Origin of the sequence: Streptomyces sp. NPDC046860 (assembly GCF_040645115.1) — a bacterium.
GTDB lineage: Bacteria > Actinomycetota > Actinomycetes > Streptomycetales > Streptomycetaceae > Streptomyces.
The window spans coordinates 38,532-54,297 of the sequence record NZ_JBEYXQ010000010.1 but is presented as its reverse complement, the minus strand read 5'-3'; the positions used below and the strand labels follow the sequence as shown (position 1 = coordinate 54,297).

13 protein-coding genes and 1 pseudogene are annotated in these 15,766 nt (G+C 71.4%); 7 read left to right on the top strand and 7 right to left on the bottom strand.

The window, feature by feature from the left end; translation table 11 throughout:
• Positions 1-58: 58 nt before the first annotated feature.
• From ABZ898_RS16600 to ABZ898_RS16580, 5 genes and pseudogenes are all read right to left on the bottom strand, one after another.
• Entirely contained in the window at positions 59-820 is a 762-nt protein-coding gene (locus ABZ898_RS16600) for a succinate dehydrogenase iron-sulfur subunit (protein WP_361658549.1), read from the bottom strand.
• Positions 820-2,574 carry a succinate dehydrogenase flavoprotein subunit gene (sdhA, locus tag ABZ898_RS16595; RefSeq protein ID WP_361658546.1) on the bottom strand — a complete coding sequence of 585 codons (1,755 nt, stop codon included), beginning with the start codon at positions 2,572-2,574 and terminating at the stop codon, positions 820-822. Before sdhA ends, ABZ898_RS16600 begins: the two co-directional genes overlap by 1 nt.
• 19 nt (positions 2,575-2,593) lie before the next feature.
• Positions 2,594-2,974: pseudogene (locus tag ABZ898_RS16590) on the bottom strand (succinate dehydrogenase hydrophobic membrane anchor subunit); the annotation flags it as partial.
• 98 nt (positions 2,975-3,072) lie between these two features.
• Positions 3,073-3,453: a succinate dehydrogenase, cytochrome b556 subunit gene (sdhC, locus tag ABZ898_RS16585; protein ID WP_037774792.1), complete on the bottom strand. Its 381-nt coding sequence runs from the start codon at positions 3,451-3,453 to the stop codon at positions 3,073-3,075.
• A gap of 188 nt (positions 3,454-3,641) precedes the next feature.
• Positions 3,642-4,190 (bottom strand): 2-oxo-4-hydroxy-4-carboxy-5-ureidoimidazoline decarboxylase, encoded by a 549-nt coding sequence (locus ABZ898_RS16580; protein ID WP_361658543.1) that lies wholly within the window; start codon positions 4,188-4,190, stop codon positions 3,642-3,644.
• 229 nt (positions 4,191-4,419) lie between these two features.
• Here ABZ898_RS16580 and ABZ898_RS16575 point away from each other — a divergent pair, with 229 nt between their 5' ends.
• From ABZ898_RS16575 to ABZ898_RS16550, 6 genes are all read left to right on the top strand, one after another.
• Positions 4,420-5,994: a glycoside hydrolase family 20 protein gene (locus tag ABZ898_RS16575; RefSeq protein ID WP_361658990.1), complete on the top strand. Its 1,575-nt coding sequence runs from the start codon at positions 4,420-4,422 to the stop codon at positions 5,992-5,994.
• 115 nt (positions 5,995-6,109) lie between these two features.
• Positions 6,110-6,778, top strand: coding sequence for a DUF4328 domain-containing protein (locus ABZ898_RS16570; protein WP_361658540.1), 669 nt, complete (start codon positions 6,110-6,112; stop codon positions 6,776-6,778).
• 92 nt (positions 6,779-6,870) lie between these two features.
• Positions 6,871-7,473, top strand: a complete 603-nt coding sequence (locus tag ABZ898_RS16565) for a hypothetical protein (protein ID WP_361658537.1) — start codon at positions 6,871-6,873, stop codon at positions 7,471-7,473.
• A gap of 139 nt (positions 7,474-7,612) precedes the next feature.
• Positions 7,613-8,029, top strand: coding sequence for a hypothetical protein (locus ABZ898_RS16560; RefSeq protein WP_361658535.1), 417 nt, complete (start codon positions 7,613-7,615; stop codon positions 8,027-8,029).
• 300 nt (positions 8,030-8,329) lie between these two features.
• The gene (locus tag ABZ898_RS16555; protein ID WP_361658532.1) at positions 8,330-8,992 is read left to right on the top strand and encodes an RNA polymerase sigma factor; all 663 of its coding nucleotides are present in this window, start codon (positions 8,330-8,332) and stop codon (positions 8,990-8,992) included.
• Positions 8,992-10,119, top strand: coding sequence for a hypothetical protein (locus tag ABZ898_RS16550; protein ID WP_361658529.1), 1,128 nt, complete (start codon positions 8,992-8,994; stop codon positions 10,117-10,119). The genes ABZ898_RS16555 and ABZ898_RS16550 overlap by 1 nt, the downstream gene beginning before the upstream one ends.
• Positions 10,120-10,218: 99 nt before the next feature.
• Here the strand turns inward: ABZ898_RS16550 and ABZ898_RS16545 are convergent, their stop codons facing one another.
• Positions 10,219-11,010, bottom strand: coding sequence for a L,D-transpeptidase family protein (locus ABZ898_RS16545; RefSeq protein WP_361658526.1), 792 nt, complete (start codon positions 11,008-11,010; stop codon positions 10,219-10,221).
• A gap of 83 nt (positions 11,011-11,093) precedes the next feature.
• On the opposite strand from ABZ898_RS16545, the gene ABZ898_RS16540 reads away from it, so the two are divergent.
• The gene (locus ABZ898_RS16540; protein WP_361658523.1) at positions 11,094-12,674 is read left to right on the top strand and encodes a methylmalonyl-CoA mutase family protein; all 1,581 of its coding nucleotides are present in this window, start codon (positions 11,094-11,096) and stop codon (positions 12,672-12,674) included.
• Here the strand turns inward: ABZ898_RS16540 and ABZ898_RS16535 are convergent.
• On the bottom strand, positions 12,653-15,652 hold the full coding sequence (locus ABZ898_RS16535) for a COR domain-containing protein (protein ID WP_361658520.1): 3,000 nt from the start codon (positions 15,650-15,652) through the stop codon (positions 12,653-12,655). The two genes, ABZ898_RS16540 and ABZ898_RS16535, sit on opposite strands and share 22 nt — an antisense overlap.
• Positions 15,653-15,766 lie beyond the last annotated feature (114 nt).

The following is a 15,766-nucleotide window of genomic DNA, read 5'->3' as shown; positions in this document are numbered from 1 at the left end:
CCAGAGGGCCCCGTCCCGGAAACCGGAACGGGGCCCTCGAAACCGTCGGGGACGGATCTCAGAAGCGGCGCGTGATCAGTGCCCGCTTCACTTCCTGGATCGCCTTCGTGACCTCGATGCCGCGCGGGCAGGCGTCCGTGCAGTTGAAGGTCGTGCGGCAGCGCCACACGCCGTCGCGGTCGTTGAGGATCTCCAGGCGCTGCTCGCCCGCGTCGTCACGGCTGTCGAAGATGAAGCGGTGCGCGTTCACGATCGCGGCCGGGCCGAAGTACTGGCCGTCGTTCCAGAACACCGGGCACGACGAGGTGCACGCGGCGCACAGGATGCACTTCGTGGTGTCGTCGAACCGCTCGCGGTCCTCCGCGGTCTGCAGCCGCTCACGGGTCGGCTCGTTGGTGTCGTTGGTGACCAGGAACGGCATGACGTCCCGGTACGCCTGGAAGAACGGCTCCATGTCGACCACGAGGTCCTTGAGCGCGGTCAGGCCCTTGATGGGCTCGACCGTGATCGGCTTATCGGGGTTGACGTCCTTGATCAGCGTCTTGCAGGCCAGACGGTTCTTGCCGTTGATCCGCATCGCGTCGGACCCGCAGATGCCGTGGGCGCAGGAACGGCGGAACGTCAGCGTGCCGTCGTGGTCCCACTTGATCTTGTTGAGCCCGTCGAGGACGCGCTCCTTGGGGTCCATCTCCAGCTGGAAGTCTTCCCAGTGGTGCTCCGGCGAGACCTCCGGGTTGAACCGGCGGATGCGGAGGGTGACCGTGATGTAGGGGGAAGCGGCGGACGCCGCCTCGGCCTTGTCCAGAACAGGGGTAGCCATCAGTACTTACGCTCCATCGGCTGGTAGCGGGTCTGGACGACCGGCTTGTAGTCGAGACGCACGGTCTCCGAGCCGTCGTCGCCCACCTCGCGGTACGCCATCGTGTGACGCATGAAGTTGACGTCGTCGCGGTTCGGGTAGTCCTCGCGGTAGTGACCGCCGCGGGACTCCTTGCGGGCCAGCGCGGAGACCGCCATGACCTCGGCCAGCTCCAGCAGGTTGCCCAGCTCGATGGCCTCCAGCAGGTCCGTGTTGAACCGCTTGCCCTTGTCCTGGATCGACACGTTCTGGTACCGCTCGCGCAGCTCGGCGATCTTCTCGACCGCCGTCTTGATCGTCTGCTCGGTGCGGAACACCATGACGTTGGCGTCCATGGTCTCCTGCAGATCCCGGCGGATGTCGGCCACCCGCTCGGTGCCGGTGGCGTCCCGCAGCCGCTCGATCTGCGCGACGACCATCGCGGCCGGGTTCTCCGGCATCTCCACGAAGTCGACCGTGTGGGCGTAGTCGGCGGCGGCGATGCCCGCGCGGCGGCCGAACACGTTGATGTCCAGCAGCGAGTTGGTGCCCAGGCGGTTGGCGCCGTGCACGGAGACACAGGCGACCTCGCCGGCCGCGTACAGACCCGGCACGACGGTGGTGTTGTCCGAGAGGACCTCACCCTCGACGTTGGTCGGGATGCCGCCCATGGCGTAGTGCGCGGTGGGCTGGATCGGGATCGGGTCCGTGTACGGCTCGATGCCCAGGTAGGTGCGCGCGAACTCGGTGATGTCCGGGAGCTTGGCGTCCAGCTGCTCCGGCGGGAGGTGCGTGAGGTCGAGGTAGACGTGGTCGCCCTCGGGACCGCAGCCCCGGCCCTCGCGGATCTCCGTGTAGATGGATCGCGAGACGACGTCACGGGACGCGAGGTCCTTCATGACGGGCGCGTACTTCTCCATGAAGCGCTCGCCGTCCTTGTTGCGGAGGATGCCGCCCTCACCGCGGGCGCCCTCCGTCAGCAGGATGCCCATGCGCCAGATGCCGGTCGGGTGGAACTGGAAGAACTCCATGTCCTCCAGCGGCAGGCCCCGGCGGAAGCACGCGGCCTGGCCGTCACCGGTCAGGGTGTGCGCGTTCGACGTCACCTTGAAGAACTTGCCCGTGCCGCCGGACGCGTAGATCACGGACTTCGCCTGGAAGACGTGGATCTCGCCGGTGGCCAGCTCGTACGCCACCACACCGGCGGACGTCTTGACGCCGTCGACCTCGGTGATGAGCTGGTCCAGGACGTAGAACTCGTTGAAGAACTCCACACCCTCCTTGACGCAGTTCTGGTACAGCGTCTGGAGGATCATGTGGCCGGTGCGGTCCGCGGCGTAGCAGGACCGGCGGACCGGGGCCTCGCCGTGGTTGCGCGAGTGACCGCCGAAGCGGCGCTGGTCGATGGTGCCGTCCGGCGTCCGGTTGAACGGCAGGCCCATCTTCTCCAGGTCGAGGACGGCGTCGATGGCCTCCTTCGCCAGGATCTCGGCGGCGTCCTGGTCGACCAGGTAGTCACCGCCCTTGACCGTGTCGAAGGTGTGCCACTCCCAGTTGTCCTCCTCCACGTTGGCCAGCGCGGCGGCCATGCCGCCCTGCGCGGCGCCCGTGTGGGAGCGGGTGGGGTAGAGCTTGGTCAGCACGGCGGTGCGGCTGCGCTTGGTGGACTCGATGGCCGCGCGCATGCCCGCGCCACCGGCGCCGACGATGACGGTGTCGTACTTGTGGATCTTCATGATTCTCGCAGCCCCGTGCCTAGCGGATGTTCGGGTCGAAGGTGAAGATCACCAGCGTGCCCAGCAGGATGGTGAACACCGTGGCCGTGTAGAGCAGGCCCTTGAGCCACAGGCGGGTGTTCACGCGCTCCGCGTAGTCGTTGATGACCGTGCGCAGGCCGTTCGCGCCGTGCAGCATGGCCAGCCACAGCATCAGCAGGTCCCAGACCTGCCAGAACGGGGACGCCCAGCGGCCGGCCACGAAGGCGAAGCCGATCTTGGAGACACCGCCGTCCAGCACGAGCTGGATCAGCAGGTGGCCGAGGACCAGGACGACCAGCACGATGCCGGACAGGCGCATGAAGAGCCACGCGACCATCTCGAAGTTGCCGCGCGTGGACTTCGGGGTCTTCTTGGTACGGGTGCGCGAGCGCGGGGCGTCGAGCGAGAGCGCGTAGGCGTCCTCGGCGGCGTCCGCGGAGGAGCCCGTCAGATTGATCTCAGAGGTGGACATCGGCGTCAGCTCCCGAACAGGACACGAGCGGCGTGGCCGAGGACCGGGTACAGGGCGCCGGCCATCAGGATGATCCAGACGCCGAGGACGCTCCACAGCATCTGCTTCTGGTAGCGCGGGCCCTTCGACCAGAAGTCGACGGCGATGACGCGCAGACCGTTGAGCGCGTGGAAGAGGATGGCGGCCACGAGGCCGTACTCCAGCAGCGCGACGATCGGGGTCTTGTACGTGGCTACGACCTTGTCGTAGTCCTCGGGGGAGACACGCACGAGAGCGGTGTCCAGCACGTGAACGAACAGGAAGAAGAAGATGAGGACGCCGGTGACTCGATGAGCCACCCAGGACCACATACCTTCCCGGCCGCGGTACAGCGTTCCAGCCGGCACGGAAGAACCCTCCGGATGCGGGGACTAGGGCCGCGCCGGCTTCACTGTCGGTCGGGCCCGGCCGGGTACGGTCCACCGGCCCTCAGCATCGTATCCATGAGGTGCGGTGCGGCCGACGGGGGGCCTGTTTCGGGTGATCCGGCCGGTTCCGTGCTCCCGGCTCGTGCGCATCCGGGACGGTTCGCCCGCTATACGCCGGGCCGGGGCGCGTAGTGGCTGGTCGCGCGGGTGCCCGCGGAGCCCAGGTGGGCGGCGAGGCGGTGCCGGGCCAGGCCCCGCAGTTCCTCGGCGGCGACCACGCGCTCGTCCTCGGGATCGTTCGCCAATCGTGACCGGATTCCCTCCAGGACACGGTCCAGCGCTTCCTGGGGTGAGGAGCCGCCCGGCGCGATGACGAACACGTGCCCGAAGCGGGCCTCGTAGGCGGCGTGTGCCGCGCTCAGCGCCGTGTGGGCGGCGGAGTAGGTGTCCTCGGGCAGCTCGGGCAGGGACTCGCCCGCCAGGGCGTCGGCCAGGTCGACGACCCGCAGGTCGTAGGCCGCCTCGTCCGCCGCCGCCAGCAGGGCGCCCAGGTCGGGATAGGGGCGGTGCTCGGCGAGCCGGTGCGCCCAGCGGGCGTTGCGCAGGCAGCGCAGGAGCAGCGCGCGGGCCTCCTCGGCCGGCGCCAGGTTGAAGGCGTCGAGCGGGGTGGGGAGATACGGCGAACGGTGCGCAGGCAGCGTGGGTCCTCGCGTCACTGAGATGCGGCAGGGGGGAGCCGTGATGGCAGGGGGTGCTGTGAAGGATGTGCCGACACGTTATCGAGAGTGGTCACTGTGTGTCCGACGGATGCCCGAATTTCACTCGGACGGGAGAGTTTCGGAACGGCTCGGTGACGAAAGATCGGCGTATCGGTCGTACGTTGGGAGTGTGAGCCAGCACAGACACCGTGCTTCGGCACGGCAGCTCGAACGGAAGCGGGCCCTCATGGCCGCCGCGGTCGTCGGGACCGTGGTGACCGGGGTGGGCGTCGGAGTGTGGGCAGCATCCGGAGGGGGTGGTTCCGGTGGGGGCTCGGAGGCGGGCGCGGTCGGCGCCTCCCGGCAGGCCGGCACGCCGACCCCGTCGCCCAGCCGCTCGTACCCCATGTCGAGGGCGCCGCAGACCATCCCCGCGGTGCGCGAGCACACCGCGGCCCGGGGGCCCGGCTGGAAGCCGGGGGACGGCGGGCGGGTGATCGTCACCGACCCGGACCTGGCCGACGAGGGCAAGCTCGTCGCCGGTGAGCTGGGCCTTGCGTACGGCGGCGAGAAGAACGACACGCGGGCCGGCGACATCCGGCTCGGCCTCGGCGGGAGCGGCAACCCGGAGTCGTACACCATGACCGTGCGCGACGGCCGGGTCGACATAAAGGGGCCGGCCGAGGCGGGTGTCTTCTACGGCACCCGGACCCTGAAACAGGAGGTCCACGGCGGCGGCACCGCGCCCGAGGGCGTCGTCAGGGACGAGCCCGCCAAGCAGTCCCGCGGCTTCATGCTCGACATCGCGCGCAAGCCGTTCTCCGAGACCTGGATCGAGGACCGGATACGCGAGCTGGGCGATCTGAAGTACAACGAGCTGGGCCTGCACTTCTCGGACGACCAGGCGTTCCGCATCCAGTCGGACAGCCACCCGGAGATCGTCTCCAAGGACCATCTCACCAAGGCGCAGGTCAAGAAGATCGTCGACCTGGCGGCCGCCCGGCACATCCAGATCGTGCCCGAGATCGACTCGCCGGGGCACCTGGGCGCGGTCATCGCCGCCCACCCCGACCTCCAGCTCCGCAACGTCAACGGCAAGGCGACGCGCGGCGCGATCGACATCTCCAAGCCCGAGTCCGCGAAGATCGTCGACGATCTGCTCGACGAGTACGCGGACCTGTTCCCGGGCCGCAAGTGGAACCTGGGCGGCGACGAGTACCAGGCGCTGGTCGTACCTGATCCTGAGGCGTCCTACCCGCAGCTCGCCGCGGCCGCCCGCGACGCCTACGGCGCCGACGGCAACGTCGCCGACCTCACCACCGGCTGGCTGAACGGCCGCGCGGACACCATCCGGGCCCACGACCGCACCATGCGCGCGTGGAACGACGGCTTCCTGCGCGACTCCTCGGTCCAGCCCGCCAAGGACATCCAGGTCGCCTACTGGACCGGCAAGGAGATCGGCGCCCGGCCTCCGGTGGACTACCTGAGCGCGGGCCGCGAGGTCTACAACTACAACGACGAGTACCTGTACTACGTCCTCGGAGAGCCGAACGCCTTCGTCTACCCGACCGGGCAGCGGATCTACGAGCAGTGGACCCCGCGCGTGATCCGGGGCACCAGCCCGGTCCCGGCCCGGTACGACGGCCAGATCCTCGGCGGCTCCTTCGCGGTGTGGTGCGACTTCCCGAACGCGCAGACCGAGAGCCAGGTCGCGTCCGGCATCCGGATGCCGCTGCGGGCCACCGTGCAGAAGCTCTGGGACCCGGGGCAACCGCCGCTGTCCTGGCCCGCGTTCAAGGAGCTGGCGAACAACCTCGGTTGAGTAGCCGGATAGACGGATGGGGGCGTAGCACGTAGGTTTTCGTGTTCGCTCGTGTGTACGCGGCTCTGGGGAGGGCCGCGTACGCCTTTTGACGTCGTACGGGGGGAACACCGCCATGATCTGCGCCAGTTGCCACAGCAACGAGGCCGTCACCGGGGAGACGCGGTGCGCCCGCTGCGCGCCGGCCGACTCCTTCGCGCCCTTCGTGCCGCCGGGGCCGCCGCTGCGGTCGCCGGTGGGGCTGGGGCGGGCGACGGTGGTGATGCTCGGGCTGGCCGGCGCCGTCGACCTGGTCGCGCTCTGGCTCGACTTGCGGCCGCCGTCCGGCCGGGTGACGGCGGCGGTCGGCATCGCGCAGGGGGGACTGATGGCCGCCACGGCCGTCGTCTACCTGCGCTGGCTGTGGCGGGTGCGGGCCAACGCCGAGGTCTTCGACGCGAGTTCGCAGAGCAAAGCGCGGTGGTGGACGATCGGCGGCTGGTTCGTCCCGGTCGTGAACCTCTGGTTCCCGCGCAGGGTCGTGCTGGACGCGTGGGACGCCAGCGCGCCGCAGGGCCGGCCGGCCGGGCACGGGCTGGTCGACCTGTGGTGGACGCTGTGGGTGGCCGGTCTGGTCGTCGACCGGCTGCTTCGCGTGGACTCCCGCTGGGGGGTGCTCGCCGCGGCGGACGCCATCGACCTCGCCGCCGCCGTGTCCGCCGCCGTGGTGGTCCTGAGGCTGAGCCGGATGCAGCACGAGAAGGCTCTCGGGGGGCCGCTGCTGCCGTCCGCCGCTCTTGGCTGAAAAACGGTGACTGTGACACTCCGGGCCCGTCGCACGCAGTAAGGGGAAATGCGGGCTCCGTACAGGCGGTGCCCAGGCGAGGGAGGAATTCCATGAGCCTGGTGGATCTGATCGCGCAGGCCGACGCACGCGGGCTTGCCGCGAGCGGACTGGCTTGTTCGGATCGGTGCGTTTCCCTGCTCGTCGAGGACGACGAGTTGCTGCGCCCGCTGTGGGCGCACCTCGTGGACGACTCCGACTGGTCCGCGAGCCTGGACAAGGCGCGCGCTGCGCTCGGTCCGGCGGACCCCGGTGCGGACGAGGCCGAGCGGCTGGCCCGGGGGATGCTGGAGTCGGCTCCGGCCGAGCGGACCGGCGAGGCGCTGCGCGCCTGGGCCGACGCCTGCTCGCTGGCCTCGCTGCGCCTGCACCGCCTGCTGGACCCCGCCGATCCCGCGGACCCCGCCGATCCCGCCGGGCCGTCCGAGCCGTCCGGGGGTGTGCCCGCGGCGGAGGACGACCGGGCGGTCCGGGGCGCCGACGGGGCGGACGAGGCGCCGCCGCTGGTCGCCGCCGAGCTGGCACGGCAGACGGTCGTCCTCCAGCTCCTCGCCGAGCACGGCCCGCAGGGGCTGCGGCGCGCCCTGGACGTCTCCGGGGAGGGGCGCAGAGTGCTGCGCGCGGTGGTGTCGCGGCGGGCCCGCGGACGCGGCTGAGCGGCCTCGGGAGGTTAAAACCCGATCCTGGGGCGGGTTCTGTGTCCGTCCTGGGAGCGCGGTGGGGCGGTCCTGCGCCGGTTGCCGTAACACCGCCGAATCGTGTTACGCCGGGCCCCTCAGGACCGCTTTCTCCTATGTGACGACCCAGTTTGCGACAGCGCAGTACGAGACAGCACAGACGGAGCACCGCCCCTCCGCCGCGGCGCGGCCCGTGCGGTGGGCCGCGGACGCGGTGGCCACCATGCGCGAGGGCGCCCGGCTCCGGCTCGACTACTCCCCCCGGAGCCTGTGGCGGGTGGACCGGGTGATCGAGGAGATACGCCGCGACCTGCCCCCGCTGGAGGCGGTCGACCGCGCCCTGCGCGGCTTCGGCGCCTACGCGGGCGAGGTGATCGTCCGCCAGACCGGCGGGGAGTGGTGGGCATCCGGCGAGGAGCACTGGCTCCGCACGCCGGACGGGCGCCTGTGGGACCCGGTGGAGGAGGCCCGGATGGCCTTCGCCGGCCAGGGATCGCTGCGGGGGCTCTGCCGGGAGGCGACGGGCGTGTCCTGAACCGGCCGGGAGGCGGCCTCCGCCGCGCCGCGCACGCCGGCCCCCGGGGTCACGCGCGCGGGCGACGCCCTGACGCCAGGGCAACGGCCGGGGCCGCCACCCCCCACAGGAGAGACCCCGGCCGTCGCGTGGTGCGGACCGCGGGGCGGTCCGTACCTCCTTCTGCGTCATGACTGCGTCATGTGTCACACCCTGCCCTTGTCACGAGTCAGTTGCATCTTCCACAGACATGGACGAGCAGCGGTTTCAGGCCGTAACGTGCCTTTCGCGCCGACCGAGGACGGGCGTAAAGGGAGTGCGGTGCAGGGGGACGACGCGGAGTTGACGGCCGCGGTGCGCGCGGCCCAGGCGGGGGACGAGACCGCGTTCCGCACGGTGTACCGCGCGGTGCATCCACGGCTGCTCGGCTATGTGCGCACACTGGTGGGCGACTTGGACGCCGAGGATGTCGCTTCCGAGGCGTGGCTCCAGATCGCGCGCGACCTCGACCGGTTCGACGGCGACGCGGACCGGTTCCGGGGCTGGGCGGCGCGGATAGCCCGCAACCGCGCCCTGGACCACATACGCATGCGTGGCCGCCGCCCGCTGATCGGCGGCGACGAGACCGAACTGACCGGCCGGGCAGCGGAGTCGGACACCGCCGGTGAGGCCATGGAGGCCCTGGCCACCGACGGCACCCTCTCCCTGATCGCCCGGCTCCCGCAGGACCAGGCCGAGGCCGTGGTGCTGCGCGTGGTGGTGGGCCTGGACGCCAAGACCGCCGCCGAGACGCTCGGCAAGCGCGCGGGTGCCGTCCGCACCGCCGCGCACCGGGGTCTGAAGCGGCTCGCCGAACTGCTCGGCGCCGAGACGGATTCGGCGGGAGGGCTCGACGCGCTCCCGCCCCAGCGGACGCCACGCGGTGGCGCGAAGAGGTCCGTGAGTGTGACGCATCCGCGTACGCGGACGCAGAAGGACATGTGATGGCCGACGAGCACGACAAGTGGCTGGACGGCGAGACGTCGGAACGCCTGCTGCGCGGTGAGCCGTTGGACGGCGCCGGCGCGGACGTCCGGGACCGGGCCGACCGGCTCGCGGGACTCCTCGGCTCACTGGCCGCCCAGGCGGCCCCCGCCACCGGGGAACTTCCCGGAGAGAAGGCCGCGTTGGCCGCCTTCCGGGAGGCGCGTGAGTCCGTCCCCGCACAGAGCGCTTCCGGCCACGGCGCCGACGCCGGGGTGTTCCGCATCGGTGCCGCCGTCCCCGCCCGCCGCGCCCGCTGGGGTGTGCCGGTCCGGCTGGGGCTCGCCGCCGCGCTGGCCGCCTGCACGCTGGGCGGGGTCGCGGTGGCCGCGGGCAGCGGGGTGCTGCCCGGGCCGTTCGGGCACGGCACCCCCCGGCCGGGTGCCTCCGTCTCCGGCGCCGCGACCACGGACCGCTCCGGCGGTCCGGCGTCCCCGACCCCCTCGCCCGCCACCCCGGCCACCCCGGACGCCACCCCCGGCGCCCCGGCGCCGGACGACTCCCGCGCCGAGGCCGGGGGCGGGAGCGCGGGCGAGCGCACCGCGTCCCCCGGCCGGCGTGCCTCGGCCGAGCCGTCCCGCCGTCCCGGCACCCGCTGGTGGGCGGCCGCGCTGGCCTGCCGCGACCTGCGCCTCGGGCGCGAACCGGCGGACCGGAACAGACGGACCCTGGAGGGTCTGGCGGGCGGTCCGGCGCGGGTTCCCTCGTACTGCCGGGCCCTGCTCACGGCCGTCGAGTCGGACGCCTCCGGCCGGGACCACGACGACCGGGACACGGACGGCGGGACCCGCGGCCACGACGGCGGCGCGGACGACGACGGCGGGCACGGCCACGGAGGGCACGACGACGGCTCCGGCGACGGGAACGGCGACCGGGACGGCAGCGGGGACGGCAGTGGCGGGGACGGCCGGGGCGGCGACGGCCATGCGCTGCGTCCCCGGACGCACCTGAACCTTCCCTCGGCCCGCCAGATCCCCTCTGACCTGCGACTTTGCGAGTTCCGAAAATTTGTTTCGGAAAGGTGTGACGTTTCCGCGCCGGGCGGCGCAGTACTGAGTGAGCCGACTGGTCATCGGCCGTCGCACTGAGCCGGGGTTCCCCCCGTACCTCCAGGCTCGTGCACCGGCGCGGGCGGGACACGTTCCCCCGGTCCCGCCCGCGCCCTCAACTCGACCGGTGGTCCGCCGTCACCTGGAGACCACGACCCGGTCGCCGTCGCGCACCTGGGCGAAGAGCGAGGCGATGGCCCCCTCGTCCCGGACGTTCACGCAGCCGTGCGAGCCGCCCGCGTAGCCGCGCGCCGCGAAGTCGTAGGAGTAGTGGATCGCCTGGCCGCCGCTGAAGAACATGGCGTACGGCATGGGGGAGTCGTAGAGCGTCGACACATGGTGCCGGGACTTCCAGTAGATGCTGAACACACCCTCGCGGGTGGGGGTGTACTGCGAGCCGAAGCGGACCGAGACGGTGGTGAGCGTGCGGCCGTCGATCATCCAGCGCAGGGTGCGGCTGGTCTTGCTCACGCACAGCACCCGCCCGGTCAGGCAGCGCGGGTCGGGCGGGGCGGCCGGCTGGCCGCCCATCAGGTACAGCTCCCACGTGCCGGGCCGGTGCGTCATCGCCAGGAGCCGCTGCCAGGTGACGGTGTCCGTGCGTCCGGTCCTCGGCAGCCCGCGCTTGCCCTGGAACCCGCTGACGGCCTTCTCGGTGAGGTCGTCGTACTCCCCGGTCGGGCCGTCGTACAGCCACTGGACCTGCCGCAGCCGGGCCTGCAGCTCCCGCACCCCCGCCCCGGTGTCCCCGCGCGAGTAGAGCGCCCGCGTGCCCGCCGGGGTGTGCGGGCGGGCGGACGGGGTGTCGAAGCGGACCGGGTAGCGCGGCTTCCCGTCGGCCCCCTCCTCGGGCGGCTCGCACCCCGCGAGCGCCACCGCGACGGCGGCGGCCGAGGCGAGCAGGGCGGCGGTTCTCCCCGGAATCCTCATGCCGGGGATGCTTCCCCCGCGCGCCCGCCGCCGAACAACGGGGCATCGTGGGAGGGGGCGCATCCCTCTCCCGGAGGCAGGCCATGGCGCGAGAGTCGGAGTCGGGCACGCCGGTCGAGCCGGTCTACGGCCCCGGGGCACTGGCGGGCTGGGACCCCGCCACCGAGCTGGGCGAACCGGGCGCGTACCCCTACACCCGCGGCGTGTACCCGACCATGTACACCGGCCGCCCCTGGACCATGCGGCAGTACGCCGGTTTCGGCACCGCCGCCGAGTCCAACGCGCGCTACCGGGACCTGATCGCCCACGGGGTCACCGGCCTGTCGGTCGCCTTCGACCTGCCGACCCAGATGGGCCACGACTCCGACGCGCCCCTCGCGCACGGCGAGGTCGGCCGGGTCGGCGTGGCGGTCGACTCGGTCGAGGACATGCGGGAAGTGTTCGACGGCATCCCGCTGGACCGGGTCTCCACCTCGATGACGATCAACGCCCCGGCGGCCGTACTGCTGCTCCTGTACGAGCTGGTGGCCGAGGAACGCGGCATACCGGGCGACCGTCTCACCGGCACCGTCCAGAACGACATCCTCAAGGAGTACATCGCGCGCGGCACCTACATCTTCCCGCCCCGCCCCTCGCTCCGGCTCACCTCCGACCTCTTCGCGTACTGCGCGCGCGAGCTGCCCCGCTGGAACACCATCTCCATCTCCGGCTACCACATGGCCGAGGCCGGAGCCTCGCCCGCGCAGGAGATCGCCTTCACGCTGGCCGACGCCATCGCCTACGTCCGCGCCGCCCTCGCGGCCGGCCTGGAGGTGGACGACTTCGCACCGCGCCTGTCCTTCTTCTTCGTGGCGCGTACGACCCTGCTGGAGGAGGTCGCCAAGTTCCGTGCCGCGCGCCGGATGTGGGCGCGGATCATGCGGGAGGAGTTCGGGGCGCGCGACCCCAGGTCGTGCATGCTGCGCTTCCACACCCAGACGGCGGGCGTCCAGCTCACCGCGCAGCAGCCTGAGGTGAACCTGGTCCGGGTGGCCGTGCAGGCGCTCGCCGCGGTCCTGGGCGGCACCCAGTCCCTGCACACCAACGCCTTCGACGAGGCCATCGCCCTCCCCACCGGCACGAGCGCCCGCCTCGCCCTGCGCACCCAGCAGGTCCTGGCCCACGAGACCGACCTGACCGCGACCGTCGACCCCTTCGCCGGCTCGTACGCGGTGGAACGGCTCACCGACGACGTGGAGCGGGCCGCGCTGGAGCTGCTGCGCCGGGTCGAGGAGCTGGGCGGCGCGGAGGCGGCCATCGAACTCGGCTTCCAGAAGGGCGAGATCGAGCGGAACGCGTACCGGATCACCCGCGAGACCGAGTCCGGGGAGCGGGTGGTGGTCGGCGTGAACCGCTTCCGCCTGGACGAGGAGGAGCCCTGCACCCCCCTCCGCGTCGACCCCGCGCTGGAGACCCAGCAGCGCGACCGCCTGGCCCGCCTGCGCGCCCACCGCGACCCCCGCACCACCGACACGGCCCTGCTCGCCCTCCGCGAGGCCGCCGAGGGCACGTCCAACGTCCTCCCACCCATGAAACGCGCCCTGCGCGCCCGAGCGACACTGGGCGAGATCTGCGACACGCTCCGCTCGGTGTGGGGGACGTATCAGCCGGTGGACGCGTTCTGACCTCCCGGTGCGGGCAGCGCGGATGTGCCGCTCGTCTGCGCGGGCAGCGCGACCGTCTCCCGGCCGGTGCCCACGCCGAGGCCCCCCTGCCGGTAGAAGCGGGCGTGCTCGGCGCACAGCCAGTAGGTCGGCCCCTCGGGCGTCGTTACCTTGTTCAGCCCGCCCCAGCGCTCCTCCGGGTCGAGCTGCTTGAGCAGGGCGAACATCTCCCGGTACTCGGCATGGTCGTTCGCGATCACCGTCGAACGCGACTCCCGGTCGCTGAGCTGCCTGCGGGTCTCGTCGGGCAGCCCGTCCAGCAGAGCCTTCATGAGCTCCAGGTCGTCCTTCATCACCTTGCTCAGGTCCTCGGAGGCCGTACCGAGCGCGGCGCCGAAGACGGGGACGACGTACTTCAGCACCTTGAGCGTGTGATGCACGTACGGCAGCACCGTGTTCGTGAACTCCGAGTTCGCGGGCAGCTCGTACGGCTCCACCCCCTCCAGCAGGTGCCATTCGCCGGGGGCCTCGCAGCACAGGTGCAGATGGAAGACGTCACCCGGCCGGAACCGGTGGCCCGCCTCCCGGCGCGACACGCGCCGCACCCACACCACGCTCGGGCAGACCGCCTCCGCCCGGCTCTGTTCGCGACGGAGCACGTCGAGGAAGCCGCGCTGTTGCTCCGCCACCATGGCCGAGACCTCGGCACGGGCCTGCTCGATGCCGCCGCGCACCTCGTCGTGCCGTCGCTGCCCGGCGATCTCCAGCCGGTCGAGCCGTTCCAGCACCTGGCCGGCCATCTGGTCGGCGGCCGGCCGCTCGATGCCCTGGAGCAGATACGCGACCTCGACCTCCTCCAGATGCTCGGGACACTCGATGGTCTCCAGCGGGGGACGGCGGTCCAGCCGCGCGCGCAACTGCTCGTGCCGGAACTCGTGACGGCAGGCGGTGCCGTCCTCGCCGCGGTGGGGACACGGCACGAGACGGGTGATGTCGAGGCCGGGATAGCGCTGGAGGGTCTGCTCGAAGCCGTCCTTGAGCACCGCGAAGAAGTCGTGGGGGTACGAACCCCGCACGCGCAGCTCGGCGGTCTTGGCGTGCCGGTCCACGGTGATCAGCGCGGCGTGCACGCCGTCCGGATGCTTCAGCAGGGCGCCGGAGCGCCAGCGCACGGGGGTGGAGAACCGGTGCTCGCGGGCGATGAACCAGGTGGGGATGCCGGGCGGGACCGTGTGCAGGCGGTACTTGAGCCGCAGCTCGCGCTGCTCCAGCCGCTCCGGGGAGTTCCAGTCCTCCTGGTAGGAGGGGGCGTTCCACGGCAGCAGTTCCACCACGAGGCTCGCCTTCCGGTCCTCGGTCCGGTACGAGAGGTCGAAGTTCTCCATCATCCGGATCAGGTGCCGCCGCATCGACCGCTCGACGTCCTGCCAGAGCGTGTTGCCGAAGCTGTGCCGGAACAGGCCGCCCTCGTTGAGCACGTCCTCGGAGTCCAGCACGCGGCTGATGTAGGCCGTCAGCCACTGGGGACGCAGGACGACGAGATCGCACAGCTCCTCGTCGTCCGGATAGTGCAGGAGGTCGCCGAGGCTGTGCAGGGCGGCGGTCAGCGACGCCTGGTGGGACGGTTCCCGGACACCGGCTTCCGCCAGCAGGCCGCCCAGCGCCTCGGGGGTGATGTGCTTGTCCTCGGCCGCCCGTACGGCGTCCGCGGCGCGCAGCCAGGTGCGGGGCCAGGTCACGCCCATGAGGGGGAGCCGGGCCACCTGCTGCCGGATGACCTCGCGCACCTCCTCCACGCCCTCACCGCTCGCACTGTCCGCGCTCAGGCTCTCCACGATCAGCCCCGGATACGTTTCCCGCAGCTCGTCCAGCGGCAGGTCCGGGGGGCGTGGGCCGAGGTGGGTGGCGACCAGCACGACGGGGGCGTGCGGGGCCCTGGCCTTGATCATGTCGAGCCAGTAGTGCAGCTTGCTGCCCTCCCAGCCGATCTGCGCGTCCCACAGCAGGAGGAAGAGGGAGCGGTCGGTGAGGAAGAACTGGTGGGTGGCGTGGTAGATCTCCTGGCCCCCGAAGTCCCAGGTGCTCAGCCGCATGTCCACGCGCTCGCCGGCGGGCGGATGCGGATGGGGCATGTCCAGGGAGCCGACGGTCAGCCCGTGCGTGCTGTCCTCGTTCGGATTGTGGTCCTCCCCGCGCAGGGCACGCAGCAGCGAGGTCTTCCCGACCCGGCCCTCGCCGACCACGACGACTTTGGAGGACCACTGGCGGACGGAGTCCTCCTGGGTCGCGGCGAGGAAGGTGACCACTGCGCGGGCTCCGGCGGCCACTACTTCGGGAGGCGGGCTGGACAATGGGTTTCCGTCGAGGCTGAGGCTGCCCAGGCGGCTGAGGTTGGCGAGGCTTGTGGGCAGCTCAGTCAGTTCGTTCCCGGACAACGACAGCCACTCCAGTGACCTCAAACGGCCGATGTCCTCGGGCAGCGCGCTAAGCCTGTTGCCTTCGAGCCACACGTCAGTGAGACCGGTGAGCCTGGGAAACCAGTCGGGCAGGGAACTCAACGCGTTGAAGCCGAGTGGTAGTTCTTTGAGCGAGGTGAGGTTGTGCAGAGTGTCTGGAAGGGCGGTCAGCCTGTTGCGGTAGAGCCTGAGGGTGTTCAGCCTGATCAGGCTGCCCAGGCTGTCCGGAAGTGCATTCAGATGGTTGTAGTCCAGGTCCAGTTCCTGGAGCCACGTCAGTCTGCCGATGGATTCGGGTACGGTGCGAAGGCGGTTCCTGTTGAGCAGCAGCCTGGTGAGTCCGGAAAGATCGCCGAGCCATTCAGGCAGCTCGCGTAATTCGTTGTTGCCGAGATCCAATTCGCTGAGGTGGGTCAGGTCGGCCAACCCCGCTGGTATCGACCGCAGCCGCAGGTTGGCGAGATCGAGTTCGGTCGCTCCTGTCTCCCGGCATTCCTGAATGCGCTCAAGGGCCCGGGCAGGCCCATCCTCAACCGACCCCACGCCTCGCACCGCCCCGTTCGTCCCCTGGCACCGCACCGACCGAGCACTCAATGTAGGCACCGGGCAGTCGCAGAGTCCGGCGTTTGGACAGACTCAAGCCGTGGCCGCCGCGCA

Excerpts from the sequence above, each read along its gene's own strand:
- ABZ898_RS16600 (WP_361658549.1), bottom strand. The coding sequence starts at position 820 with ATGGCTACCCCTGTTCTGGACAAGGCCGAGGCGGCGTCCGCCGCTTCC.
- ABZ898_RS16575 (WP_361658990.1), top strand. The coding sequence starts at position 4,420 with ATGGCCGCCGCGGTCGTCGGGACCGTGGTGACCGGGGTGGGCGTCGGA.
- ABZ898_RS16550 (WP_361658529.1), top strand. The coding sequence starts at position 8,992 with ATGGCCGACGAGCACGACAAGTGGCTGGACGGCGAGACGTCGGAACGC.
- ABZ898_RS16540 (WP_361658523.1), top strand. The coding sequence starts at position 11,094 with ATGGCGCGAGAGTCGGAGTCGGGCACGCCGGTCGAGCCGGTCTACGGC.
- sdhA (WP_361658546.1), bottom strand. The coding sequence starts at position 2,574 with ATGAAGATCCACAAGTACGACACCGTCATCGTCGGCGCCGGTGGCGCG.
- ABZ898_RS16545 (WP_361658526.1), bottom strand. The coding sequence starts at position 11,010 with ATGAGGATTCCGGGGAGAACCGCCGCCCTGCTCGCCTCGGCCGCCGCC.
- ABZ898_RS16565 (WP_361658537.1), top strand. The coding sequence starts at position 6,871 with ATGAGCCTGGTGGATCTGATCGCGCAGGCCGACGCACGCGGGCTTGCC.
- ABZ898_RS16570 (WP_361658540.1), top strand. The coding sequence starts at position 6,110 with ATGATCTGCGCCAGTTGCCACAGCAACGAGGCCGTCACCGGGGAGACG.